General features: G+C 26.1%; 27 protein-coding genes and 3 tRNA genes. 5 read left to right on the top strand and 25 right to left on the bottom strand.

What is annotated here, in order from left to right; translation table 4 throughout:
* Positions 1-61: 61 nt before the first annotated feature.
* Entirely contained in the window at positions 62-805 is a 744-nt protein-coding gene (locus AAHM84_RS05380) for a DUF3800 domain-containing protein (protein WP_342258858.1), read from the top strand.
* Between the two features lie 13 nt (positions 806-818).
* Here AAHM84_RS05380 and AAHM84_RS05375 read toward each other — a convergent pair whose 3' ends face one another.
* The 8 genes from AAHM84_RS05375 to ytpR all read right to left on the bottom strand — a co-directional run bounded on the left by AAHM84_RS05375 (position 819) and on the right by ytpR (position 7,082).
* Positions 819-1,550, bottom strand: coding sequence for a hypothetical protein (locus AAHM84_RS05375; protein WP_342258857.1), 732 nt, complete (start codon positions 1,548-1,550; stop codon positions 819-821).
* A gap of 12 nt (positions 1,551-1,562) precedes the next feature.
* Positions 1,563-2,807, bottom strand: a complete 1,245-nt coding sequence (gene tyrS, locus AAHM84_RS05370) for a tyrosine--tRNA ligase (protein ID WP_342258856.1) — start codon at positions 2,805-2,807, stop codon at positions 1,563-1,565.
* A gap of 1 nt (position 2,808) precedes the next feature.
* Positions 2,809-3,321: a hypothetical protein gene (locus tag AAHM84_RS05365; RefSeq protein WP_342258855.1), complete on the bottom strand. Its 513-nt coding sequence runs from the start codon at positions 3,319-3,321 to the stop codon at positions 2,809-2,811.
* An 18-nt stretch (positions 3,322-3,339) separates the two neighbouring features.
* Entirely contained in the window at positions 3,340-3,690 is a 351-nt protein-coding gene (locus tag AAHM84_RS05360) for a hypothetical protein (RefSeq protein ID WP_339030223.1), read from the bottom strand.
* A 92-nt stretch (positions 3,691-3,782) separates the two neighbouring features.
* Positions 3,783-4,472, bottom strand: coding sequence for a hypothetical protein (locus AAHM84_RS05355; protein WP_342258854.1), 690 nt, complete (start codon positions 4,470-4,472; stop codon positions 3,783-3,785).
* A 12-nt stretch (positions 4,473-4,484) separates the two neighbouring features.
* Positions 4,485-5,441 carry a hypothetical protein gene (locus AAHM84_RS05350; protein ID WP_342258853.1) on the bottom strand — a complete coding sequence of 319 codons (957 nt, stop codon included), beginning with the start codon at positions 5,439-5,441 and terminating at the stop codon, positions 4,485-4,487.
* 23 nt (positions 5,442-5,464) lie between these two features.
* A complete protein-coding gene (locus AAHM84_RS05345) occupies positions 5,465-6,508 on the bottom strand; it encodes a nicotinate phosphoribosyltransferase (protein ID WP_342258852.1) in 1,044 nt (347 codons plus the stop codon).
* Complete coding sequence (gene ytpR / locus AAHM84_RS05340) at positions 6,498-7,082, bottom strand: YtpR family tRNA-binding protein (protein ID WP_342258851.1); 585 nt, start codon at positions 7,080-7,082, stop codon at positions 6,498-6,500. The genes AAHM84_RS05345 and ytpR overlap by 11 nt, the downstream gene beginning before the upstream one ends.
* Positions 7,083-7,162: 80 nt before the next feature.
* On the opposite strand from ytpR, the gene AAHM84_RS05335 reads away from it, so the two are divergent.
* Genes AAHM84_RS05335 through AAHM84_RS05325 form a run of 3 tightly spaced genes read left to right on the top strand, consistent with a single transcriptional unit; the run spans position 7,163 to position 9,711 of the window.
* Positions 7,163-8,014 carry a DegV family protein gene (locus AAHM84_RS05335; RefSeq protein ID WP_342258850.1) on the top strand — a complete coding sequence of 284 codons (852 nt, stop codon included), beginning with the start codon at positions 7,163-7,165 and terminating at the stop codon, positions 8,012-8,014.
* Entirely contained in the window at positions 8,005-8,829 is an 825-nt protein-coding gene (locus AAHM84_RS05330; protein ID WP_342258849.1) for a DegV family protein, read from the top strand. Before AAHM84_RS05335 ends, AAHM84_RS05330 begins: the two co-directional genes overlap by 10 nt.
* A 15-nt stretch (positions 8,830-8,844) precedes the next feature.
* On the top strand, positions 8,845-9,711 hold the full coding sequence (locus AAHM84_RS05325; protein ID WP_342258848.1) for a DegV family protein: 867 nt from the start codon (positions 8,845-8,847) through the stop codon (positions 9,709-9,711).
* A 46-nt stretch (positions 9,712-9,757) separates the two neighbouring features.
* Here AAHM84_RS05325 and AAHM84_RS05320 read toward each other — a convergent pair.
* From AAHM84_RS05320 to coaD, 12 genes are all read right to left on the bottom strand, one after another.
* Positions 9,758-9,833 (bottom strand) — tRNA-Trp (locus tag AAHM84_RS05320).
* Positions 9,834-9,886: 53 nt separating this feature from the next.
* Positions 9,887-9,962 (bottom strand) — tRNA-Trp (locus tag AAHM84_RS05315).
* A 59-nt stretch (positions 9,963-10,021) separates the two neighbouring features.
* The gene (locus tag AAHM84_RS05310; protein WP_342258847.1) at positions 10,022-10,450 is read right to left on the bottom strand and encodes a Fur family transcriptional regulator; all 429 of its coding nucleotides are present in this window, start codon (positions 10,448-10,450) and stop codon (positions 10,022-10,024) included.
* Positions 10,451-10,453: 3 nt separating this feature from the next.
* Positions 10,454-10,678, bottom strand: coding sequence for an acyl carrier protein (locus AAHM84_RS05305; protein WP_339030208.1), 225 nt, complete (start codon positions 10,676-10,678; stop codon positions 10,454-10,456).
* A gap of 25 nt (positions 10,679-10,703) precedes the next feature.
* Positions 10,704-10,997, bottom strand: a complete 294-nt coding sequence (locus tag AAHM84_RS05300; protein WP_342258846.1) for a hypothetical protein — start codon at positions 10,995-10,997, stop codon at positions 10,704-10,706.
* A 106-nt stretch (positions 10,998-11,103) separates the two neighbouring features.
* Complete coding sequence (locus AAHM84_RS05295; RefSeq protein ID WP_342258845.1) at positions 11,104-12,366, bottom strand: hypothetical protein; 1,263 nt, start codon at positions 12,364-12,366, stop codon at positions 11,104-11,106.
* A gap of 70 nt (positions 12,367-12,436) precedes the next feature.
* Positions 12,437-12,512, bottom strand: a tRNA-His gene (locus AAHM84_RS05290).
* Between the two features lie 66 nt (positions 12,513-12,578).
* Positions 12,579-15,638 (bottom strand): 2-oxo acid dehydrogenase subunit E2, encoded by a 3,060-nt coding sequence (locus AAHM84_RS05285; RefSeq protein WP_342258844.1) that lies wholly within the window; start codon positions 15,636-15,638, stop codon positions 12,579-12,581.
* Between the two features lie 74 nt (positions 15,639-15,712).
* Positions 15,713-17,008: a hypothetical protein gene (locus AAHM84_RS05280; RefSeq protein ID WP_342258843.1), complete on the bottom strand. Its 1,296-nt coding sequence runs from the start codon at positions 17,006-17,008 to the stop codon at positions 15,713-15,715.
* Between the two features lie 86 nt (positions 17,009-17,094).
* Positions 17,095-18,285: an acetate kinase gene (locus AAHM84_RS05275; protein ID WP_342258842.1), complete on the bottom strand. Its 1,191-nt coding sequence runs from the start codon at positions 18,283-18,285 to the stop codon at positions 17,095-17,097.
* Positions 18,285-19,268 carry a phosphate acetyltransferase gene (gene pta / locus AAHM84_RS05270; RefSeq protein WP_342258841.1) on the bottom strand — a complete coding sequence of 328 codons (984 nt, stop codon included), beginning with the start codon at positions 19,266-19,268 and terminating at the stop codon, positions 18,285-18,287. The genes AAHM84_RS05275 and pta overlap by 1 nt, the downstream gene beginning before the upstream one ends.
* Positions 19,247-19,699 (bottom strand): pantetheine-phosphate adenylyltransferase, encoded by a 453-nt coding sequence (gene coaD, locus AAHM84_RS05265; RefSeq protein ID WP_342258840.1) that lies wholly within the window; start codon positions 19,697-19,699, stop codon positions 19,247-19,249. The genes pta and coaD overlap by 22 nt, the downstream gene beginning before the upstream one ends.
* Before the next feature lie 101 nt (positions 19,700-19,800).
* On the opposite strand from coaD, the gene AAHM84_RS05260 reads away from it, so the two are divergent.
* On the top strand, positions 19,801-20,538 hold the full coding sequence (locus AAHM84_RS05260; RefSeq protein ID WP_342258839.1) for a type III pantothenate kinase: 738 nt from the start codon (positions 19,801-19,803) through the stop codon (positions 20,536-20,538).
* A gap of 28 nt (positions 20,539-20,566) precedes the next feature.
* Here the strand turns inward: AAHM84_RS05260 and AAHM84_RS05255 are convergent, their stop codons facing one another.
* The 5 genes from AAHM84_RS05255 to AAHM84_RS05235 form a co-directional block, all read right to left on the bottom strand.
* Positions 20,567-21,484 carry an alpha/beta fold hydrolase gene (locus tag AAHM84_RS05255; protein ID WP_342258838.1) on the bottom strand — a complete coding sequence of 306 codons (918 nt, stop codon included), beginning with the start codon at positions 21,482-21,484 and terminating at the stop codon, positions 20,567-20,569.
* Between the two features lie 74 nt (positions 21,485-21,558).
* Positions 21,559-22,512, bottom strand: a complete 954-nt coding sequence (locus tag AAHM84_RS05250; RefSeq protein WP_342258837.1) for an L-lactate dehydrogenase — start codon at positions 22,510-22,512, stop codon at positions 21,559-21,561.
* A gap of 151 nt (positions 22,513-22,663) precedes the next feature.
* Positions 22,664-23,068: a 30S ribosomal protein S9 gene (rpsI, locus tag AAHM84_RS05245; RefSeq protein WP_422397903.1), complete on the bottom strand. Its 405-nt coding sequence runs from the start codon at positions 23,066-23,068 to the stop codon at positions 22,664-22,666.
* Positions 23,068-23,523 (bottom strand): 50S ribosomal protein L13, encoded by a 456-nt coding sequence (gene rplM / locus AAHM84_RS05240; protein WP_053946547.1) that lies wholly within the window; start codon positions 23,521-23,523, stop codon positions 23,068-23,070. Before rplM ends, rpsI begins: the two co-directional genes overlap by 1 nt.
* Positions 23,524-23,692: 169 nt before the next feature.
* On the bottom strand, positions 23,693-24,739 hold the full coding sequence (locus tag AAHM84_RS05235) for a hypothetical protein (RefSeq protein ID WP_342258836.1): 1,047 nt from the start codon (positions 24,737-24,739) through the stop codon (positions 23,693-23,695).
* Positions 24,740-24,743 lie beyond the last annotated feature (4 nt).

The raw sequence follows: 24,743 nt of genomic DNA, 5'->3' as shown, positions 1-24,743 counted from the left end.
CTATGAATATTTAAATATTTAAATATTCATATATGATAAAATATTATAAATGAGGAATTTTATGGCAAATTTCATAGATGAAAAATTATACATTGCTTTAGATGAAAGCGGAAAATTAAATAAAAATGATATAGCGAACTACTTTATTGTTGGTGGTTTTTTATATTCTGATAAGGACCTTGTTAAGACAAAAATTCGTCTAATTGAAAATGAGATTAAGAATAAATATAATATTCCCAAAAACTTTGAGTTAAAAGGAAACAAATCTGATGAACTGGCAATGGTAGATTTTATAAATAGAATATTTGAAGAAATTGGTAATCTTATATATCCTATTTTTTCTGTTGTTTCTAGAAAAGAACTTAGTGAACATTTTACTGTTAATGAAATGTTAGCATATGATTTCTTTGTTAACAATTTAGTACATTTTAATTCAAAATTATTTTCTTTTGAAGAAAAATGTAAAAGAATTTTTATTCTGATGGATGAAAGAAATTTAAAGAAAACTGAATATAATCAATTAGAAAATCTCTTAAAAACTAATTATATTGAAAAACCATATACTATAAATACCTACTACCTTTCAAGTAAGCTAACTGATGTTATTAGACTAGCTGATATTCTAGATCATGTAGTTTATACTTTTTACAATAATCCCAGCTCTGAAAAAAATGAATTATTTCAAACAAAAATTAAAAAGGAATATCTCGAAAGAATTAAAAATGGAACCATTTATTATCCATTTAAAAAATCTTATTTCAAAAAAATACATGAAATGAATAAAACTAAAAAAACTGATATATAGAAATATCAGTTTTTTAAATATTAACTTTTGAGTTACTAAAAAAACTTTGAGATATTACATTTGAAAATATTTCAACGTTTACTATTAAACCCATATGTTCAGCATTTGCTGAAGATAATTTAACAATATTATGCACTCATCCGTATTCATCAACAAGAGCATTGTAATCAATGAAGTAATCTAATCTTTTTATTTCATCTTGTTTTATTAAAACTTCTCTTGCTAAAACAACAATATCATTAATATTTTCACAAGGAATTATTTTTTTAAAGCAATTTAAAAGTTCTTCTACTTTTAAATTATCTAAAAATCTTGAAGGCAAATTTTCATACTTATTTAAAACTCTTTGACAATTTGAGGTTAATTTTCTTACAACAAATTTTTCATTTAGATCAATTAAGTCTACATCAGATTGTGAGTGTTTCAAAAAATTTAAATCTTTAAATGATTCTTTAACTTTTTTGAAAGCTTCAAAGGCAGATGATAATAAAATTTCTGTACTTGCATAAAGTTTATGATCAACATTAGGTCTTGTTAAAATTTCCTGATTTTCTTGTCTTAGACCATTTATTTCAAAAATAATTGAATCAATTAATTCTAAACTTTCAGTAGTAATTTTATCTACTAATTCCTTTGATCCTAGTTTTATACTTTTATTATTTACCTTTATATTTTTAAAACACTCTTCATTAAAATAATTTAAAATTTCTTCTAAAGTTTTTTTTAAGATTAAATTAAAATTCATAATTAAGTACTCCTATAAAATTTCTATAACTATATATTTTTTCTTACCTTTTTTAACAATAATAAAATTATCTATTGTTGCCATTTTTTTATTAACAATAGTATTATCGTCAAATTTATTATTGTTATTAATTCAAATAGCTCCTTCATTAAGTAGTTCTCTTGCCTCTCTCTTTGAAGTTGCTATTTTAGATTCCACTAAAAAATCAGCCATAGTTTTATTATTATTTACTTGTACTTTTTCCATTGAATTAATTATTGATAATAATTCTTGCTCTTCTAAATCAACTATATTACCACTAAATAATGCTTGAGTTATTTTTTCAGCTTTCTTTAGGCCATCTACTCCATGAACAAAAGTTGTTATTTCCTGAGCTAATTTTTTTTGCATTAATCTTTTAAAAGGTTCTTTTGAGTGTTCCTTCTTAACTTTTTCAATTTCTTGTAATGAGACAGTAGTTAGAAATTTAAATAACTTTTCACAATCTTCATCATCTTGATTAATAAAAAACTGATAAAACTCATATTCACTAGTTTTTGTTTTATCTAATCAGATTGCTCCAGATTCTGTTTTGCCAAACTTTACTCCATCTTTTTTTGTTAAAAGATTCATTGTTATTCCACAAGCCTTTGAATGTTCTCTACCAATTTTACTTGCAATATAATCTATTCCACTTGTGATATTACCTCATTGATCTGAACCCCCAATTTGCATTCAACAATTATGGTCTTCATATAATTTATAGAAGTCATATCCCTGAAGCATTGTATATGAAAATTCTGTAATACTTAGTCCCTTTTCAATTCTAGAAGATATGTTTTCCTTTGCAAGTAAATAAGCTAAATTAAAATCCTTACCAATTTCTCTTAAAAAATCTATAAGAGACATCTTCCCCAGTCAATCATTATTATTGACAACTTTAATATCTGGTATTAAAAAATTTAATTGTTTTTTAATACCATTAACATTTTTTTCAACTTGTTTTAAAGTTAATAAATTTCTTTCTTCACTTTTAAAACTTGGATCTCCAATCATACCAGTTCCTCCACCAAGAATTGCTATTGGACTAAAGCCAAATTCTTTAAATCTTTTCAAATTAATAATTTGAATTAAATGACCTACATGAAGTGAATCAGCTGTAGGGTCAAAACCACAATATAAGCCAGCTCCTTCTTTTTGAGCTTTAATTATCTTTTCCTCATTTGTGTATTGTTTCAATAATTCCCTTGCTTCTAATTCTTTTAAAATACTTTGCATTTTATTTCTCCTTTTTAATTTTTGGTTTTGCTTTTACTTTTACTTTTTTTGAATCCCCAGTTTCATAAACATCATCACTCATACTAATAGATACATCTTTTACTTTTGAATAAACCTCATCTGCTTTATCAATAATATCAACAGTTATTAAAGCCAGGTCCTTTGCAATTATTTTTACATTATTGGATTTAGAAATTTCCTGTCCAATTTTAACTGTAGTTTGACCAATCTTTTGAAGTGCTTTAAAAGCTAATTCCTTTGTCTTAGCGGCATCAAGCTCATCACTAGCTTCTCTAATATTTGAAAGTTTCATTTCAATATTTGCCACAATTTCATCACTTTCATTTCCTTGAGATTTTTCTCAAGTCTCTTCAATTGTATTAATTAATTTTTTTATTTGTGGTCTATACTTTTTTAAATAATCAACAAAGTCAGCTCTAATCTCAACACCTTTTTTTGGGGCTAACATCATGCCAATAAAAACTCATGAGGCAAATCTTAATAGTTTAAACATATCTTAATACCTCCTCATCTAATCTTTTGAATTTGCAAATTCTCTTAATTTATCAACTAGTTTATAAACAACATCCTTATTTTTGGTTGCAACTTTAACTCATGATTTAACATTTCTTTTAGCAAAAGCATCAAAAATATCTGCATAATTTGTAACTCTCGCAACAGTGTCAACTGTTGCATTTAGCATTTCTGATTTATAAGTTAAATCTTCAAAAAAGTAATCAACTTTTTTTGCTGCAATACCTACTTTTCTTAAAGTAATTATTGTATACAAAGTTAAAATTATTGCTAAAGCTAATAAAATAATTATCATAACTGTTTGTGTTTGCTCAACTGCTGCTGATGCATAAATTAATGTTAAGTTCATATCTAAATCTCCTAATAATTATTAAAATTATATAACACTAACGTGGCTTTTCAAAAATAAATTGACATATAAAAATACTTGATAATAAAAAACTATTCATCATCAAGTATTCCAAGTCTCTCCATTCAATTTTCACTTTTTCTTTTTGAATTTTCCTTAACTTCCTTTTTAATTTGATTTGTTCAAGTAGCTCTATTTTTATTTCTTAATTCAATAAGCTTTCTTGCTCTTTCAGTTTCTGCATTGTAGGCTTTACTATAAATATGCTTTCTTCTATCTTGAAGAGATATATTTTGCTCTCTCAAAACAATTGTATCTATATTATCATGAACCTTATCAAAAGCCTTTAAGTATTCTTCTTGCAATTCTACAGTTCTTTCTAATTGGTTTGTATCTTGTTTGAAAATTAAACTACCAATCTTCCTATTCGTTTTAAGAATTAGTCTTGATAATTTTTGTTCTTCTTTTAAAAGTCTCTTTTCAAAAATTTTATTTGATTTATCAAATTCTCTATATTCTGATTGTAAATTTGTAATTGTTTCTTCAATTTCTTTTTGTTGTTCAGGACTAAAAGGAAGACTTTTTTTCTTTCTTGGCTTTATAATAGGAACTTTCTCTAAATGAGAACTTTTAGTTTTTCTTTTTGGAACATAAAAATCATTAGCTGTTGATTGTGAATTCATTAATATATTACTATTTTTAATTTCATCAAGTCTCTTTTTTGTTTCTTCAGTTTCATACGTTTTCTTATCTAAAATAATATCGTTATTTTTGTTGTCCATTTAAAATTCACCCTATTTCTTTTTATTTTGAACTCTTCTTGGTTTAATAAGTTCAAGTTCAGGTTTTCTATTTTCTTTAGTACTATTTTTCAACAACTGATCAAATTCCTTTAGTTTTTCTTGAAAAAACTCAGCTTTTTTATTTTGATCTTTAAATTGTTTTGAATTAATTTCTTGAATAGTAAGTTCAATTTCTTCTTCAATATTTTTAAATTTTACCTTTTTAATTTCTAATAACTTATTTTTTAATTCCTGTTCCTTTGTAATCTCATATGTATAAGATCTTCTTGGTTCTATTTTAAAAATACTTTTAATAGTGCGTGGTTCTTTATCTACTTTCAATTCTTTAACGAATTCTCCAGTTTCAAATTTTGCAGTTTCTCTTTTTTGTTCTTCTCTTCTAATTTGAGTCTCTTGAGATAATCTCCTTACTCTGTCTAATTCACTTTCTACTCCCTTATTTGTTGTTGTATGTTTTGAATAAAATTCTTTTGCTCTATCTGCATAACTAACAGTGCTTTTTTTAATTTTTTCAACATCTGTGTAAAGCTCTTCATCTACTCCTCCTGATTTTTTTAAATTCTCAATTTTAAGTAATTTAGCAATTACAGGATCATTTTCGAGTACTTGAGTTTGAATATCTTGTGAATTTTTTCTTGCTTGATCAATAATTGAATCTAATACCCCATCTTTTTTTTGAGCAGTTACTTGTTTTGCTCCAACAATTTTTCTTAACTCTATTAGTTTATCTCTTACAGCTGAATCTGAGTTATTTAATTGTTCCATACTCGAAGAGGCAGAGAAATTTTTAGAAAGTTTGCGAGCCTCAGGGTCATCTGAAAATAAAGGTTCCATATTCAATAATGGGTCATCATTATAAGTTCAATGATTTGGAGCTCTGTCTTCTTGTTTTTCATTAGAACTTTTAAGCACATTAGTTTTAGTTTTTTTCTTTCTAAAAAAATTCATAAGAAACCGCTTTCTATACAATATTACCTATATTTTATACTTTTTATCTTGTTTGAAAAGGCATTTTCTCTACCAAATTTAGATTGTTTTTTACCATCAATTAATACAATATCTCCTGTAAAACCAATTTTATTTTTAGTAATAGCGTCTCCTACACCATAAATATCTACAGGAACCTTATTTTTTTCAAAATAACTAATCTTATTTTCATCAAATCCTGAGGAAACAATAATTTTTACATTTTGGTGGCCGTTTAAATCTAATTTTTCTCTTAGCATTTTTACTAATTTAGGATTGACTCCATGAAGCTCATTATCCACTTCTTCTATATTTGCTAAGGACTTATCTACTAAATTTGGAGAAGTATCCAACCTTAGTGCTTTAATTTCATTTTTAAAGTGATTACAAACCATTATAGAATCATTTATACAATCATTATTATAGTCAACAAGCACAACTAAGTCATTATTAGGAAAAACCTCTTTATAAGCCTTAGTAGCAGCAATCAAATCCCCATTAAACGATGCAATTAATGCATGAGGCATTGTTCCATTTAGAACTGTTTCTTCTTCCAAATACTCAAAAGATGCATATGTTACCAAATTTTTAATTCCTCCAATTGAAGAAGCATAACCATCAATTTGTTGATTTGTATAATAATCCATTCTATCATTCATATTTAAAACCTTTTTACCATTTGCAGCAATTGAGATATTTCTTGCATTTGTTGCAACAGTAGAAGCTCTTGAAAGAATTCCATCAAAAAGACCTTCAAAATGTGCAAAATCACTATATTTCCCTGTTATTTTTAAAACAGGTTCAAGAGCATTTACAATTTCTCCTTCTTCAACAGCTTCAACAACAAGATTTTTAATATTAGATAACCTTAAAATTTCTTTTATTATTTCAATACCACAAATCACTGTGTTTTGCTTTCTTTGAAACCATTGCATTGTAACTAACTGATTTGGTTTAAATTTATTAAGAATCTCTCTAGTTTTTTTAAAATAATCAGCTGAATAGTAATCTTCAAATATTCTTAAATCAATATTAAACTTATTTTTCATTTAAAACCTCCCAAATTGATTTACCAATATATGAATCATCAACTTCTCATTCCATAATTCCTTCATTATTATATTTTTCATTATTAATTCCTAATTCCCTTGCTGAACACAACATCCCAAATGAATCAAAACCTTTAAGCTTTCCGGGTTTAATTTGAGTTCCATCAGGCATTCAAGAGTCAATTGTAGCCAATGTTGTATAAATATTTTTTCTTGCATTTTTAGCTCCACAGATAATTTGAACTTCTTTTTTCCCAATATTAACTTTACATTTTGATAAATGAGTTTCAGGAATTTTTTCACATTCAGTTATTTTTGCAATAATAAACTGTCTCTCAAGTTTAAAATCTCCCAAATATTTTTTCAAAATTGGTCTTACTTTTCTTTTCAAACTCTTATCTTCTAAAGAAAATACTTTATTAGATTTAAAATTAAATATATTAAAACCAACAATTTCTTTATCATGAAATAAAATTGCTGTATCTAAATCTTTTTCAGTTCTAGTTATTTTTTTATTGCTCAAAATAACACTTATTGTATTAAAGTTTTTAATATACTTTATAAATAATTTCATATTAATTACCTGGCTTTTCTATTGGAATAATATCAAAACAATTATATAATATATTAAGTCTTTTATATAGAGGAGGAATTATGAAAATTGCAATTTTAATTGATTCTTCTTGTGGAATAAAAAATACTAAAGATTATAAAGACCTGTATTTAGTTCCACTAATGATCACAAAAGAAGATGGAAAACAAATAGCTGATGATGAGAAATTGAGTACAGATGATTTTTATAAATTAAATGATTCACAACTTTTGAAAACTTCTCAGTCAATTCCAGGTGATGTTATGAAAAAATGAGATGAATTATTAAAGGAATATGACCAAGTTGTTTGCTTATTCCTTTCAAAAGGTCTTTCAGGACAATTTAATACATTCAGAATGTTTTCTCAAGAAGAAAAATATATAAATAAAATACATGTAATTGACAATAATGGTGTAAGTATAGTTATTAAACGTCAATTAGAATTAGTTCAAACATTAATTCAAGAAGGTAAAACTGGAGAAGAAATTAAAGATATTATTGAAAAATATTATAATGATATACATGGTTATATCATTCCTAAGTCTCTTGTTCAATTAGTTAGAGGTGGCAGAATTAGTAAGGCTGCTGCTGGGCTTGCCAAAATATTGAAAATAACTCCAATTCTAAAATACAATGGAGAAATTGATAAACAAGGTAAAACTAGAACTTTTAAAAAAGCTGTTGAAGAAGCACTAAAATTATTAAAAGTACTTTATCCTGAGAATAAGAAAATAGATATTTCTTATTCAAGAACCGATGAAGAGACTATCAATCTTGTTAAAAAAATAGTAACAGAAGCCGGCTATGAAATTGGATTATTAGATAATCTAGCAAATACAATTATTTGCCATACTGGTAGAGAAACGTTTGCTTTTATGCCGTTTCAAATATGAGGAGAGAAACTATGAAAATAGCTGTAATTACTGACTCGTCGTGTGGAATTAATGATATAAATAGTATTAAAGATCTTTATCTAGTGCCATTAATGATTACTAAAGAAGATGGAGAACAAATTGCTGATGACGAATCTTTCAAACCAGATGACTTTTATAGTTTAAATGATTCACAGTTATTAAAAACTTCGCAATCTATCCCAGGTATAATGATGGAAAAATGAGATGAATTATTAAAGGAATATGACCAAGTTGTATGTTTATTACTTTCAAAGGGTCTTTCAGGACAATATAATACCTGCAAAATGTTATCAAATGAAGAGGATTATAAGGGAAAAGTATTTGTAATTGATACAAATGGCGTAAGTATAATTTTAAAAAAACAAGTACATTGAGTTTTACAATTAATTAAAGAAGGAAAAAATGCGCAAGATATATCTGATTTAATAGAAAAAGCAAATAAGGATTTTAGAGTATTTATTATTCCTAAGTCATTAAATCAATTAGTTAGAGGGGGCAGAATTAGTAAGGCTGCTGCTGGGCTTGCCAAGTTCTTAAAAATTACACCAATATTAAAATATGATGGAGAAATTGATAAGCATGGGAAAACTAGAACTTTTAAAAAGGCAATTGAAGAAGCATTAGCATCTTTAAAACAATTTAGTACTAAAGATACCATAGATATTTCTTATTCAAGAATTGATGAAGAAACATTAAATATGGTAAAAGAAGCAGCAATAAATTTAGGATTTAAACTTGGCTTTTTAGATGAAATGCCAAATACTATTACTTGTCATACAGGTAGAGAAACATTCGCATTAGGAATATGGAAATAAATAAGGAGAATATATATGAAAATAGGAATATTAGTAGATAGTTCTACTGGTTTCATTCCAGAAGAGCATAATACAAAACTTATAAGGGTAATACCGTTACATTTAATTGTTAACAACAAAGATGATTATTTTGATACACCCGAAGTTATTAAAGAAAATGACTTAATGAAAGTCTTAGCAGGTAATAACCGCACAACAACAAGCCAAGCATCACCAGGAGAATTAATGGAAAAATATGATGAAATGTTAAAAGAATTTGATCATATAATCCATTTAACAATTCCTTCAAACTTATCTGGTATGCATCAAACTGCTGTGATGCTAGCAAATGAAGATGACTATAAAGGAAAAGTTACAATTATTAAACATTTTATTGCAGCTAACTGTGCGCAATTATTAGCCTTAAAATTTGAAGAAATGATTTTATCTGGAATTAATGAACCTTCAAAATTTCAAGAAGAAACAGATAAATGAGCTAAAGACTCTTGAACTGCAATTATACCAAGTGATTTAAAAAAATTTGCTGAAGGTGGTCGTGCAAATTCTTTACTAATAGCAATTTTAAAGTTTATGAAAACAAAAGTTTCAATTCAATGATTGGAAAAACCAAAAAAAATTGGAATGGGAAGAACTTACAAAGCAGTATTAGATAAAATGACTACTGCTTTAAAAAAAGAAATGAAAAATGAATATGAATTACTTCTTGTTTCACTAGAAGAAATAAATAATAAAATAATTGAACAAATAAAAAATTATTTAAAAGAAAAGCATTTTGAATTTAAGGAGGCTAAAGTACCTACTGTGTTTCCTTGACATGCAGGGATTGATACAATAGCACTTATAGCAATTAAAAAATCATTACTTCCTAAAAGAAAAAAATAACGTTTTGCATTTAATAAAATGCAAAACGTTATTTTTTTCTTTTATTTGGCAGGGGTAGCAGGACTTGAACCCACGACACTCGGATTTGGAGTCCGATGTTCTACCAACTGAACTATACCCCTATTTAATAAAAAAATACCTAAAAAATTATTTAGGTACAAATTAGTTTTTTATTTGGCAGGGGTAGCAGGACTTGAACCCACGACACTCGGATTTGAAGTCCGATGTTCTACCAACTGAACTATACCCCTATTTAAAATACCTTTTAATTATATCATTAAAAAATATTATGTATAAATTCAACATTAAGTTATTTACATTTTTTACAAATTCCATGTAGTTCTAACTTAAAATGTTCTAAAGTCATATCCCTATCTTTTAATATTTCAGAGAATCTTAAAAATAATTCATTTGCTAAAGAAGGACTTTCTAAATCTTCTAACCCTCCACAATTATCACAAAAAATATGCATAAGTTGCGGTGAGATTGCTTCATAAATTATTTGCTTACCATTAATTGTATTTGCAAATAATAAATGTAATTCCAAAAATAGATCTATATTATTATATATTGACATCACATTTACAGAACCTAAATCACTTTTTACCATGTCAATTACTTCATTAATTGTAAAATGTTTTTTAGAAATTATAATATTCAACATAGACATCCTTACATCAGTAAGTTTTATTTTTTTACTTTTAAAAAGTTCCAAATACTCATTAAGCTTTTTTTCCATAAATTATTTTTTTAATTTCTCAATAATTTCTAAAAGATCACTTACTTTTTTAATATCTAATAAGTCTTCATCTGAAACAGTAATATTTAATTTTTCCTCTAAAGTAACAATCATATCCATTAAATCCAGTGAGTCTAATCCCATAGATTTGAACTCTGTTTTATTAGTAATTGTACCCTTTGCACCCTTATTTAAAAGCGCTTTTTTAATTTCTTCAAAATAATTCATCTAAATCACCTCTAATAATTATAACTTAAATAAGTTTAAAATTTCAACTATATCTATGATTTGCACATTCATAAAGAACATAAATCTCCTTTGGATATTCTAAATTGTTGACTGAAAACTTAATATCAATATTATTATTTTTAGGGCCTAATTTATTAAACTCTAATGAAAAATAATATTTAAATTCATTTAAAATAAAATATTTATCTTTTGAAAAATTAATAATATACATTTTTTGCTCTAAAGTAAAGTTTATTTTTAAATTGGTTTTAACAAAATCATTTTTTTCAATTATGGGAGGCTTTTTATCTTCTTCCACACTAGTATCTGCTTCAATAACAGAACTACTAGATTTTATATAATAAAAAATTACAAAGCTAAAGGTGGAAATAATTGACAATAAAAATATCAATAGGAATAAATATTTATAAAGTTTTTTGAATTTCATTTATGTAGTTAATAACGCTTTCTTTTTCTTTTCATCCTATTGAATTTATCTCGTCCACTTTTCAATTTATTGAAAAGTCAAATCTCCTATTTATGACTTCATCACTGTAATTTATTTCATATGACTTTTTATTTAAATTCTCAGAAATATAGTCAATTGATAATTCTCTTGAATTAAGGTCAATAACTCTATTATAAATAATTGAACTATTATATAATGGATTTCATAAAATACCAGCTGTTCCATTTTCATCTTCTTCAACGACATTTTTTATAAATTTGTATGCAGTAACATTATCATTATTTATCTCATATTCATTATCTTGATATATAAATTTATCTTTAAGCTTCTTTACATTATAGTATTTTGAAAAATCCTCTGAGCTCTTTAATTTAGGTATTGAAGATAGTTTACTTGTTCTATTAACTCCTTCTAAAAACATATTAATAAAAGTATTCATTTTACTACCTAGAACTGGTAATTCAAGATCATTTCATAAAGAATAATTACTTCTAATTTTCATTTTTGGGTCAATAGTATTAAAGGAATTTGATTCTACTTTAATACTTAAATCATTTTTTATTAAATCAAAGTAATTTTTTTTATATTTATAATTAAAATCATAATTTAAATAACCATAAGCGAGATTAGAAATTGTAATAGCACTATTATTAGTCTCATATTTATGCTGAGTTAAATCTCTTCGATCAATTTCAATTGTTCCATAATTTGAATGAGGTTGTAATTTATAACCATCAATATTATAACTGGCACTATATGTTATAAATAATTGTTGTTGACCATCAACTAGTTCTGCTGGTATATTCAATTGCATAAAATCAAAATTACTTACACGAAAAGTTCCATCTCTTCAAGCTGTTATGCTATAACTTGGAATAATAACTAAATCCTCCTTACCCACTTTTATAATCTCAGCTCCTGTTGGAGTCTTAATATAAAATTTAATTGCTGCTGACTTAAGATTAATAATTGTTTGAAGAACAATGTTATGAGAAAAAAATGTTTGAAAATAATCATAACCGTTTTTGTTTGATAAACTTGGACGTATAAATAATCTATAGTATTCTTTTTTATTAAATGTATATTTTTCATTAAAAAATATAGTATCCAAATTTAAAGTGTTATTTTTAACCTCACTTACCTTTATAAACTCTTTATCTTTAAACTCACTTGTAAATTTAATTTCATCTTTAATATTTATATCTAAAATAAAAATCACCTCAATTAAGTTATCGATATTTTAAATAAAAAAGTCTCTTTTTAATAAAAAGAGACTTTAAATTCTTTAATGGGGCGTATAAAGGGAATTGAACCCTCGAGTGCCGGAACCACAATCCGGAGCGTTAACCACTTCGCCATATACGCCATAAAATATTGCACTTACTTATTATACTAAAAAGAGTAAAAAAAATACAACAATTTTGTTGTATTTTAAGAAACTGTTAAAATTTCAGGTTTTTCAAGAATTGCTTTAACTTTTGCTAAGAATTTACCAGCTTCTGCTGCATCGATTATTCTTTGATCAATTGTTAAGCTCATATGCATAATTGCTTTAATTGCTAATTTTTCATTATCAACTACTACAGGTTTTTTAATAACTTTTCCTACTCCAATAACTGCAGCATTTGGATAGAAAATTGTTGGCGTTGCTTGAATTGCACCTATATTACCATAATTAGAAATTGTAATTGTACTTCCCTCTGATTCGTAATTTAAAAGCTCTCCAGCACGAAGTCTTGAGGTCATCTCTTTAATATCAATTGCAACTTCCTTTATTGATAATCTATCAACAAATTTTAAAACTGGAATAATTAAGCCCTCACTAGTTTCAGTTGCAAGACCAATATTATGATATTTTTTAATAATAACTTCGTTTGTTTCTGGATCATAACTTGAGTTCAATTTTGGATATTCCTCAAGAGCAATCGAGATAGATTTAGCTATAAATGAAATTGTTGTAAATTTAATATGATTTTGAGTTTGTTTTAACATATGTTTTAGTTTTAAGATAGAGCTCATATCAATCTCTGTTGATATTGTTAATGGTGGAATAAAGTTTTGGCTTAAAATCATTGATTTTACAGCAGAGTTTCTATTTTTATTAACTTTTTCTCTTTCAATAACTTTATTTTCATCATTAGATTCAAATTGTAAATATCCTAAAGAGTTATCTGGCTTATCAACTTCAAAGTTGATATCTCTAATATTTTCTTCTTTTCTTTGTAGTCTCTTTACTTCTTTTTGTTCATGATGTAATTGTTCTTCTTGATATCTTTCTCTCTCATATTTTTCTCTAAACTGTCTTTCAACTTTTGCAATAATTTCTTGCTCTAAAAGAATTTGTTCTTCTTCTTTACGTTTTTTTTCTTTTAGTTCATTAGCAAATGAGTTAATTTCCTCTTTAATCACTGATTTTAAATCACTTGCACTAATATCTCTATTTGAAACTTTATTCTGATTCATATTTTGCATCATATTTTGCATTAACATATATTGCATCATTTGACCAAAAGTATCAGGACCAACATTAAAATGTGACTGTTGATTTAATTTTGAAGTAGCAGCATGTAATTGATTTTGCTCTTTTAAAGTTCTATGTAATTCTTTAATTTCAGCTTTTAAAAAATCCAATGTTTCATCAGCAATTTTTTTATCATAGACTTTCACTAATTCATCATCCTTTTTACTTATTTGAGTTTTAATTTCCTTTTGAATAACTTTTGGTGTTTTTTCAGGAATCTCATCTCTATCAAATTCAGCTGTGTTAACAGTTTCAAATTGCATAGTTTGGTCAAGTTCATTATCAATAGTTTTTAAGTTTTCATTTTCAGAAATTTTTAAATGTATTTTTTTATATAAATCACGTTCTCTATTTTTATATAAATCTTGTTCCTCATTTTGAGCTAAGTCTTTATTATTTATTTGACCATCAAATTCTATTCCTTGATTCTTTTCATTGAGACGCTTTTCAGCTTTATAAGCTGAATATAGATTTGTAGTTCTTAATCAATTTTCAAATTCCATTCTACCTTTTGGAGTCTCATTATATAAAACATAAGTTGTAGCTCCACTTTCTGGATCTTGATATAAAACTTCTCTCAAAAATTCTTGAGGTATTCCTATTTCTTTTATTTTTTTACTAAAACTTAAATTATCTTCAGTTAAACCTTGTTCGATTGCTTCTCTTCTTTGTCTAATATCTGCTCTATCATCATGATTTTTTATAACATTTCATCTTTTTCTTGTGTCATGAAGATTAGAGATTTTTGTATCTGCATAATTTCAGTTACTTTTTGAGCTAATTTCTTCGTCAAATTTATTTGAATTATCTTTACTCATTGTGGCCTCACTATAATCAATTGCATCATTAGAATCTACTAATGTTGATTTTTTTTCTTTAAAATAAGATTCATTTGATATATTATTTTCCCTTTTAAAAGTTGATGTATTTTCAACATTTTGGTTTTTTACGTCAGACCCTTGTTTAAATTCGTTATTACCCTCTTGTAAGTGTTTTTGTTGCTCGCTATTATTTTCAACTCTCTGGTGGTCTAATATAGCATTATCTTTGGTAGCTACAATGTCAGATTGTAAAACTCTTGTATCTCCCCCAGCACTATTAAGTTTTTCAATTCTTGCTTGAATTATATTTCTCATAATTAAAGGACGACCTTTTTCGTCTGTTTTTGACATTGCATTGATTTCACCTGCATTGTCTTTAACTTCTTTAAAATTATTTTCTTCAAGTAACTTTTCTTTCCTTGCTTGTACAAGTTGTCTAAATTTACTTAGACCACTAACATTATCTGTTGAAAATAAATTAGTACTATCAGATTTTCTTACCTCTTCTGGAGTAATTTTTAGCAGTTCTTCTTTTGATAAATCACCATTATATTTATGTTGAGGAGCATTTTTAATTGATTCTTTAATACTTAATCTCATTTGAGCAAATTTATCTTTTGGCTGCATATTTGATTCGCTCATAATTTCATTTACCTCTTTATTTTCTTGTGACTTTATTGAACTATTCTCTACATCTTTTTTCTTAAAATCACTTACTATTGTTGATTCAATATTTTTATTAGAAATTACATTATTATTAATAGTATTAACCTCTATATACTCTTTTTCTTCAGTTCTATTTGAATTTAGGCTTTCAGTTCTATTTGAGCTTAAGTTTTCACTTTTAATATTAAGCTCTTGCCTATTAATTACATTAACTTCTGTTTTTTTTAAACTTTCTTTTTTATACTTCTCAATTTCTAAATCTCCAATAACAATATTTGCCAAAATACTCCCATTTTTGATATGACTACCTATTTTAATAGTTTTTGCAATAAGACCATTATAGTTAGACTTTATTTTAACTTCACTGCCATCTTCTAATTCAACAAGTGCAAAGTCCTCACCAAAAATAGCTTCTTCTCCAGAAAATAATCATCTCTTTAAAATTGCTTTTGACTTTAAATTTCTAGCTCTTAGATGCACCATAACCCCATTGCCCCTTTGATGTTTTATATACCATCTATTATTATATAAAAAATAAAGGCAAATTCCTACCTTTATTAGTTAACATATTTAGTTTTAAATATCAAAACTCCATTTTTAACAAGTTTTTTGTATCGTTCAGCTTCTCTCAAATTTTCCTTTACATAAGATCTATCATTATAATTAAGTGATAATATCCATTCCTTAATTTTAATTTTATTATTTTTTTGAGATATTTTTTCATTTTTAATGGAAGCAATTTCTAATTTATGCTCTAAAATTCTAGACTTAATATACTCACTTTTTTTAACTTTTCTTTCATTTTTTTCTAGCGATTTAATTCCCTTTAGAAAAACTTTATATTCTGTTTTTTTGTGAATTATATCCATCTTATTTTGGTTTTTTAATCTAATTTTTTGTAATTTTCTTTTTTGTATACGATATGCATGTTCTTCTCTTGTAATTAGTTTACCCTCAATATCATGTCATCTATAAAACTTACCATTATTTCATTTTAGATAAACAAATTGCAATCCTACAACTATTAAAGTTATGCATAAACAAGCAAATAAAAAAGTACATATAACTAATCACTCTGGACCAAAACTTTCCTTAGCAATATATTTTTGCCCATCAACTGTATAAGATAATTCATACTGATGAATATTTAAAAATCAGTATGGATATCACATTTGATCAGTAAAATGTCTTGATTTATCAATGACCCCATTTTCTGGACTTCAGATATTATTTCAAAAATAATTATAACCAGGAGAAGTTGGATTTAGAATATCACTTGGGGGAGTATAAATTCTTGAATAGAACTCAGGAGAATAAAACTTATATCTTAATTCTCCTCTTATCATTGCAAATATTAAATATCCTGCTGGGTAAAAACAATTCATTGGTAAAGAAAATTTTGAATATCTTCTAGGAGAATAATATTGATCTCCACAAGAAAAAATAAAATAACCAATCATAATACTTGGAATAAAAACATGCAAGACACTTGTTGAAACCCAACTTGAAGGATAATAAGCACCCATTTCATCAACAGATGCTACTAATCCAAATCAGAATACAATCATAGTTAAACTTATATATACTGTCATTGCCAATTCTACTGAGAATGGTGGTTTTGTATTATATATTTTTTTCATAAAAATAGCCATTGCTAAATAAAAAACTACAGCATAATTTGATTGAGTTGTAAAAAATGAATAATATATATTTAATCTCTCTAATGTAGGAATACCTTCAAGATTTTTTTTAGGTGCATAAATTTGTAAAACAAAATCAAATGCCAAAAAAGAAAGTAAAACCATTAAAATCATTACTTTTAAAGAGAACTCAAAATCTTTATTAAATTTCATAATATATCACCTTACTTCTCATTGTAAAAATTATATCTAAATACAATAAAAAAACCAAATTGATATACTATTTTTATTAGATATTTTTATAAAAATTTTAGAGTTTGATTACAAATCATTAACTCTTCATTGGTTTTAACTTTTAAAACTGGAATTTTTGATTTATTAGAAGAAATTAATAAATAGTCAGAATATTTTTCATTATTTAATTTAGATTCAATATGTAAATCTAATAATCTACATTTTTGAGATATTTTTTCTCTAATTATTCCTGCATTTTCGCCAATTCCTGCAGTAAATATAATTCCATCAATATTATCATTTATTTGGTTTGCAAATTTAACTATAAAATCAGCAACTATTTGAGTATAAAGTTCAACTGCTAAGGAAGCTTTTTTATTACCTTTTTCAGAAGCTGAAATTACATCTCTCATGTCACTACTTACTTCACTAACTCCTTGTAAACCAGATTGTTTATTTAAAATTTCTGTAATTTCATAGATATTTTTGCCAGTTTCTTTTGAGATATATTGAATAATTGAAGGATCAATATCTCCACTTCTTGTTCCCATCATTAATCCTGCCAATGGAGTTAATCCCATAGTTGTATTATAAGATTTACCATTTTTAATAGCACAAATACTTCCACCATTTCCCAAATGACAAACAATTAGGTTTAATTTTTCTTGCTTTTTGTTAAATATTTCTTGAGCTTTATATGCAATATATTCGTAACTAATTCCATGAAAACCATACTTTCTAACTTTATAATCTGTATACCATTTATATGGTGTTGTATACATATAGTTAATTTCTGGCATTGTTTGATGATATGATGTATCAAAACAACCTACAAGCTTAGCTTTTGGCAAACTTTCTTGAAAAGCATTAATTGATGTTAATGCTCCTGGATTATGTAATGGAGCCAGCCTTATATTATCTTCAATTGTTTTTTTAATTTCCTTTGTTAATTCTACTGTTTTAACAATTTTATCTCCACCATGAACTACTCTAAAACCAATTCCTTTAATATCATCGGGTTTATCAATTACTTTTAGTTCTGTAAACTTAGTTAAAATTAGTTTGACTGCGTCTAAATGATCTTTCATTTCAGTTTCAAATACATGTTTTTTATCATTAATTTCAATTGTCAATTTACCATCTACTGAAATTCTCTCTGCTAATCCCTCAACAGTTGAAATAGGATTTTTTTTATCTGATATATTAAATAATTTAAATTTAATTGAACTACTTCCAGCATTTACTACTAAAATCATTATTTATCTCCTCCATTAAACATTGATGTATATATTGTTACTATTGATGTTTGTTTAATATCTTCTAAAGTTGCACCTCTTGAAAGATCATTTACAGGTTTATTTAAACCTAAAATAAATGGTCCCGCAGCTTGAAAATTACCAAATCTTTGAGCGATTTTATATCCAATATTTCCAGAATTTAAATCTGGAAATACATAAACATCTGGGTGTTCTTTTGTAATTTTTGTTTTTGGGTATTTTTTTATCCTTACACTTTTATCAAAAGCAGAATCAAATTGCATTTCTCCATCAAAAGTTATCCCTTTTGACTCTTTTGAATTTAATAGATTTACAGCTTCTTTTACTTTATCTACACTTGCTCCCATACCAGAACCATTTGTTGAGTAACTCAACATTACTACTTGAACATTTTTTTCATTTAATTGTTGAGCAAAATCAGCTGACATTGAAGCAATATCTGCTAATTGATTTGCATTTGGGTCAACATTTAAAGCACAGTCAGTAAATAAATAAATCTCTTCTTCTTTTGACATTAAGAAAACAGATGAAGCTATTGAGTATTTTTTACTTGTTTTAATAATTTGCAAAGCAGGTCTTAAAGTATCTGCTGTTGTATATTCCAAACCACAAATCATTGCATCAGCTAAATCTAATTTCATCATCATTACACCAAAGTAAGTTCTCTGATCCATAAGTTTCTTTGCTGTTTGTTCATCAGCTTTATCTTTTCTTATTTCCAAAAATAATTTAATCATTTTATCTTTATCATATTGGTCCATAATAACAGTTTCTATTTTTTCGTTTAAATTACTAGGTACCTCTTTTTTTGTATTAAATAACAATACAGGTATTGCTAAATCATTTTCTACTAAAAAGTTAGCTGTTTGTTGTATTTTTTCTTGTGTTCCTTCAGGAAAAACAATTCTTTGTTTTTTCTTGATTGCTCTAATTTTATTCTCTATTTCTTTAATTGATCACATATAAATTCCTCACTTTTATACTTTTCTATTTCTTTTAATAATGTTGATGAAACTTTTCTATTTTTATTATCTGATAAAAATAATACAGTTTCTAATTCATCATAAATACTTTTATTTCCATCATAAAGCTCTATTTCATAATTTAAAGTTTGAGAATCTCTAATTCCTCTTACAATATATTTTATTTCTCTTTGTTTTGCAAAGTAAGCAGTTAATTCATTTTCATTTATTTCAATTTTTACATTTTTTAATCCTTTAATCATAGATTTAATTTTTTCAATTCTATACTTCAGATCAGGATTTTCATTCTTTGAAATATTTTTTGTAATAACAACTATAACCTCATCAAATAGTTTTGTAGCTTTCACTAAAATATTTAAGTGACCTTCATGAAAAGGATCAAAACTTCCTGGATAAATAGCTCTTCTCATATTAACCCTTCCTTAATACATTTATAATTTTATATTTATTTTAGTGAAAAAAATGTCTTTATTTTATTTTATGTAATAAAATAAAGGAAAGGAGTATATAAATGAAAATACTACTAGTTGATATTGGAAATACCACTGCAGATTTCCGTTTGTGAAATAAAGAAACAGATGAATTGAAAAAAATAATTAGACCAGAAACAAAAGATGCTAAATGAAGAAGAAGTAAAGTTTTAAGTAAATATTTCTTAGACAATAATATAGAAATTGATAAAATTAGTTACGTATCTGTTGTACCTGAATGAAATGATATTATGAGAGCTTTTGCTAATAATATTGGAGTAGCAATATCAAATTTAAGAGATGACTATGATATCGAAAGTGAATTATTTAAAGTAGACAACATTAATAAACTTGGAGCAGATTTTATATCAAATTTTTATGGAGCTATGGATAATTATGAAATTAAAAATGGAGCGATAATCTCTATGGGTACAACTTCAACTATTGCTATAATTGAAAATAAAGAATTTAAGGGAACAATAATTTGTCCAGGACTAAAAAACTCATTAAATTGTTTAATCACTAGTGCAGTTCTTTTACAAAATAATAACTATAAAAAGTCAAATAAGCTTTATGGAACAAATACAATAGATGCTATAAATGTTGGTGCTTTTAATGCTCACTATTTAATGCTAACTTCAGTTATTAAAAAACTAAAATTAGATTTTGCGATTTTTACTGGTGGTAACTCAATAGAATTCAAAGAGGATATCATAAAAGATGGTCATACTTTTGATGAATCATTAATTTTTAAGGGACTTATAAAATTTAATAAATAAAAATTGATATAAATATTTATATCAATTTTTAAATTTTACTTAAAAAGTTTAAAGTATCTTTAAAAATTAATTCCTTATCAATATCAAAAAGTATCTCATGTCTTAAGTTTTCATAGATTTTCATTTCTACATTTAATTTTGCTTTTTTAAATTTTTTATAGGTTTTAATAACTTTTTTTCCATAATTTCCTACTGGATCATCAGAACCTGAGACTAAAATTATTGGTAGATCTTTTCTAATTTTTAAAATATTCTTTTTATTTTGAATATATAAAAGGCCCATGAAAAGATCTTTAAAAGCAGATGTTGTAAATATTTGACCACATAATGGATCTTCATTAAAACTTTTAACATTGGCTGAGTCAATAGATAATCACTCATTGCCCGTATTTCCACCTTTATTAAATTTTTTATTAAATTTTTTGTAACTTAAATTTCATATAAATTTATCAATATTTTTTGGACCATATTTTTTCTGTCTTGACTTTGCAACTTTAATGCCAAACTTTAAAGATAACTTACTTTCCCAAGCAGTTCCACTAAGAATTAATCCATCAATTGATAATCCGTAATCAATTGCATAATTTCTTGCTAAAAAACTTCCCATTGAGTGACCTAACATAACTATTTTTTTGTCTGAGTAATTTTTTTTAATAAAACTATTCACTAAGTATAAATCATCAACTAGAATTTTCCAACCGTTATGATCTGAGAAATAACCTAGTTCTTGATTTTTTAAATCTGCTGTTTTACCATGACCTCTATGATCATTTGAAATTACAACTCAATTATTTTTATTTAAAAAGTTTGCAAATTCATCATATCTTTTTGAGTGTTCACAACTTCCATGGACAACTTGCAACACTCCTTTTACTTCTTTAACTTTATCTCAAATATAAGTATAAATTTTTTTACCATCTTGAGACAATAATTCTATTTCTTTCATTAATGCACATCCTTCTTTTTATATTATATGATACAAAAAAATAAAACCCTTTAAATTATTTTAAAGGGTTTTATCTATGCTATTGCTTGCTTTGCTGTATTAAATACTTCCTTTAATTGCTCACAAGATTTATTAAATAGGTCTTGTTCATTATTTGTAAGTTTTCATTTAATAATTTTTTCAATTCCATTTCTTCCAATGATACAAGGAACACTTGTATAGATATCCTCATTTTCATATTCGCCATTTAAATGAACTCCTACTAAAAGCATTTTCTTTTCATTTTTAAGAATTGCTTTTACAATTATAGCCAAGCAAACTCCTACCCCATAATATGTAGCTCTTTTTTTCTCAATAATTTTATAGGCTAAATGTGTAGCTTCATCTTTTATCTCTGAAAGATCCTTTTGAGTGATGCTACCTTCATCTATATACTCTTGAACTGTTTTTCCCATTACAGTAGCTTTACTTCAAACAGCAACACTTGAATCCCCATGTTCTCCTAATAAATAAGCTTCAACACTATTTGGCATTACATCAAATTTAGTTGCTAATAGTCTTCTCAATCTTGCTGAATCTAAAGTTGTTCCTGATGAAATAACTTTTGAACTATCATATCCAGTAACTGTTTTATATACATATGTTAAAACATCAACTGGGTTTGAAGCTATTAATGTAATTCCATTAAATCCAGACTTCTTAATTTCTTCAGCAATTTCTTTCATAATTTTTGCATTATCTGCAACCATCTCTAATCTAGTTTCACCAGGTTTTTGTGGTCTACCAGCAGTAATCACAATAATGTCTGCATCTTTACAATCTGAATAATTTCCTGCTTTTATTGAATTAAATGATATAGGTAAAACCGCCTGCGCATCTGCAATATCCATTTCATTTCCTTCTGCTGCATCTTTAAAAACATCTATTAATACATATTCTTGTGCAATTCCTTGGTTTACAGCTGAGTAAATAAAACTTGTTCCAACAGCTCCACAACCTACTAATACTATTTTTTTATTTTTTATCATATTTTTATCGCTCCTACACTTATATATTAATACAAACTACACTTATATTTTTATAAAAGACTGACTAATACAAAAATGAAAAGAGATTTTATAGAAGTAAAAAAAAATACTCATAAATGAGTATTTTCATATGTACATATGATATTGTAAATTAACGTTTTGAGAATTGTGGTGCTCTACGTGCTCCATAAAGTCCGTATTTTTTACGTTCTTTCACACGAGCATCACGTGTTAATAAACCATTTCCTCTTAACTCTGGTTTGTAATCTTTGCTTGCCTCTAATAAAGCTCTTGCAATCCCTAAACGAGCTGCACCAGCTTGACCAGTAAATCCTCCACCTTTAACAGTAATTTTGATTGAAAAATCTGATTTTGTACCTGTAGCATCTAAAGGTTGTTCCATATCTTGAACTAATGTTGGATATGGGAAAAACTCTAAAGCTGGTTTTCCATTAACTATAATCTCACCTTGACCGGGAGTTAGTATAACTTGAGCAACAGAAGATTTTCTTCTTCCAGTTCCTCTATACATAACAACTTCTTTTTTTGCTGCCATTATTTACTATCTCCTTTTTTTGATTGAACTACTAAAATTTCTGGATTTTGTGCCTGGTGTGGATGTTCATTACCTGCATAAACGTGTAATGCACGGTATTGATTTCCACCTTGAACATTTTTAGGTAACATTAATCTTACTGCGCGCTCAATAATTCTTTCAGGGAATAATTTACGTTGTGTTGCAACGTTTCTAGATTTTAATCCCCCTGGGTGCATTGAGTGATGGTAATAGTTTTTATCATTTTCTTTTTTACCTGATAAAACTATTTTTTCAGCATTAATTACAATTACATGATCACCATTGTTAATATGGGGTGTAAATGTAGGTTTATTTTTTCCTCTTAGAACCATAGCAATTTGAGTAGATAATCTACCTAAAGTTGCTCCAGTTGCGTCAACTACATATCATTTTTTAGCAATATCTGCTGTTTTAATAAGTGTAGTTTGTTTCATGTGCTTGTTCTCCTTACCTTCCGGGGCTAGTGAGTAAGCAAATATATTATACATTAATTATTAAAACTCACAAATAAAAAATGGAATAAAGTATAAAAAACCATTCAATATCCCTATCAAATGGTTTATTTCCATCATTCTTTTAATTAAAATAATATATAAAAATAGCTTAATCAAAGTAACTAAAAGTTAGTTCAATTCCCTGTTTATCATTTAAGTAGTGAGCCTTTTTATCATAATCTCCATTTTGTTCTTCTGGAGTTTCTGGCAATGATATCTTTTGATAATCTTTTGAGTAAAATCTAATCATATACTGATTTGAACTATTTTCAATAGGTTGCGCTTCAAAATTATCTAAGTCAAGGTCATTGACAAATAATGCTCAATAAGTTGGATTTGATAAATTTTCAATAATAAAATGCATTAGTACTGTATATTTATCTTTTCCTTCTAATTTACCAAAACTAGTTGTTGGTAATTTATTATTTGATATTTTTACCATTTCTGAAATAGTCATTGGAAATGGTTGCCCTCCAATTTCTTCTTCTACAAATGGAGTTACTTGGTAATTTAAGTCCAAAGATCCATAATAACTCTCTGGTCTTTGTTTAGGAACTTCATCATTAATTCTGATTATAGCTCCCTTATTATCTTTTTTATATTCAAATTTATTTACATCAGTTAACTCATCACCAACTTTTGATAATTGATTGATCATATCCATATTATTAAACATTAAGGCCATCATAATTGTTCTTGGTCGATTATCATAAATATTACCAATAGTTGATACTTTAAAAACATCTTGTAAATGAACTGAGTTTGATATTTTAATTACTGCTGTAATATTATCATTATTGTTTTCTTTGTTAGTAATAATAAATTTATATGAAGCATTTCTATACAAATCCTCATCTAAACTTATTTCACTATTATTTTTAAAGACTTGTACATTTAAGTTTTCCTCCTTATATCCTCCCAGTTTTAAACTTTCAAGAAGAGCTTTTAGTAGTTCATCTGTATAATATATTTTTTCAATATTTATACTATCCAAGTTTACTTTTTCAAAACCATTTTTAGTTATTGGCATAATTGGATCAGGTCTAAAAATATCATCGTATTTATCATTTGTACATGAGACTACATTGGCAGTTAGAGATGGAACAAAAACAATTGAAGATAGTCCTACTAGAATTTTTTTAAATTTATTACTCATTTTT

Origin of the sequence: Spiroplasma endosymbiont of Dioctria linearis (assembly GCF_964030865.1) — a bacterium.
GTDB lineage: Bacteria > Bacillota_I > Bacilli_A > Mycoplasmatales > Mycoplasmataceae > Spiroplasma_A.
Note: the sequence above shows the minus strand (reverse complement) of the source record. Positions and strands in the feature narration are given on the sequence as shown.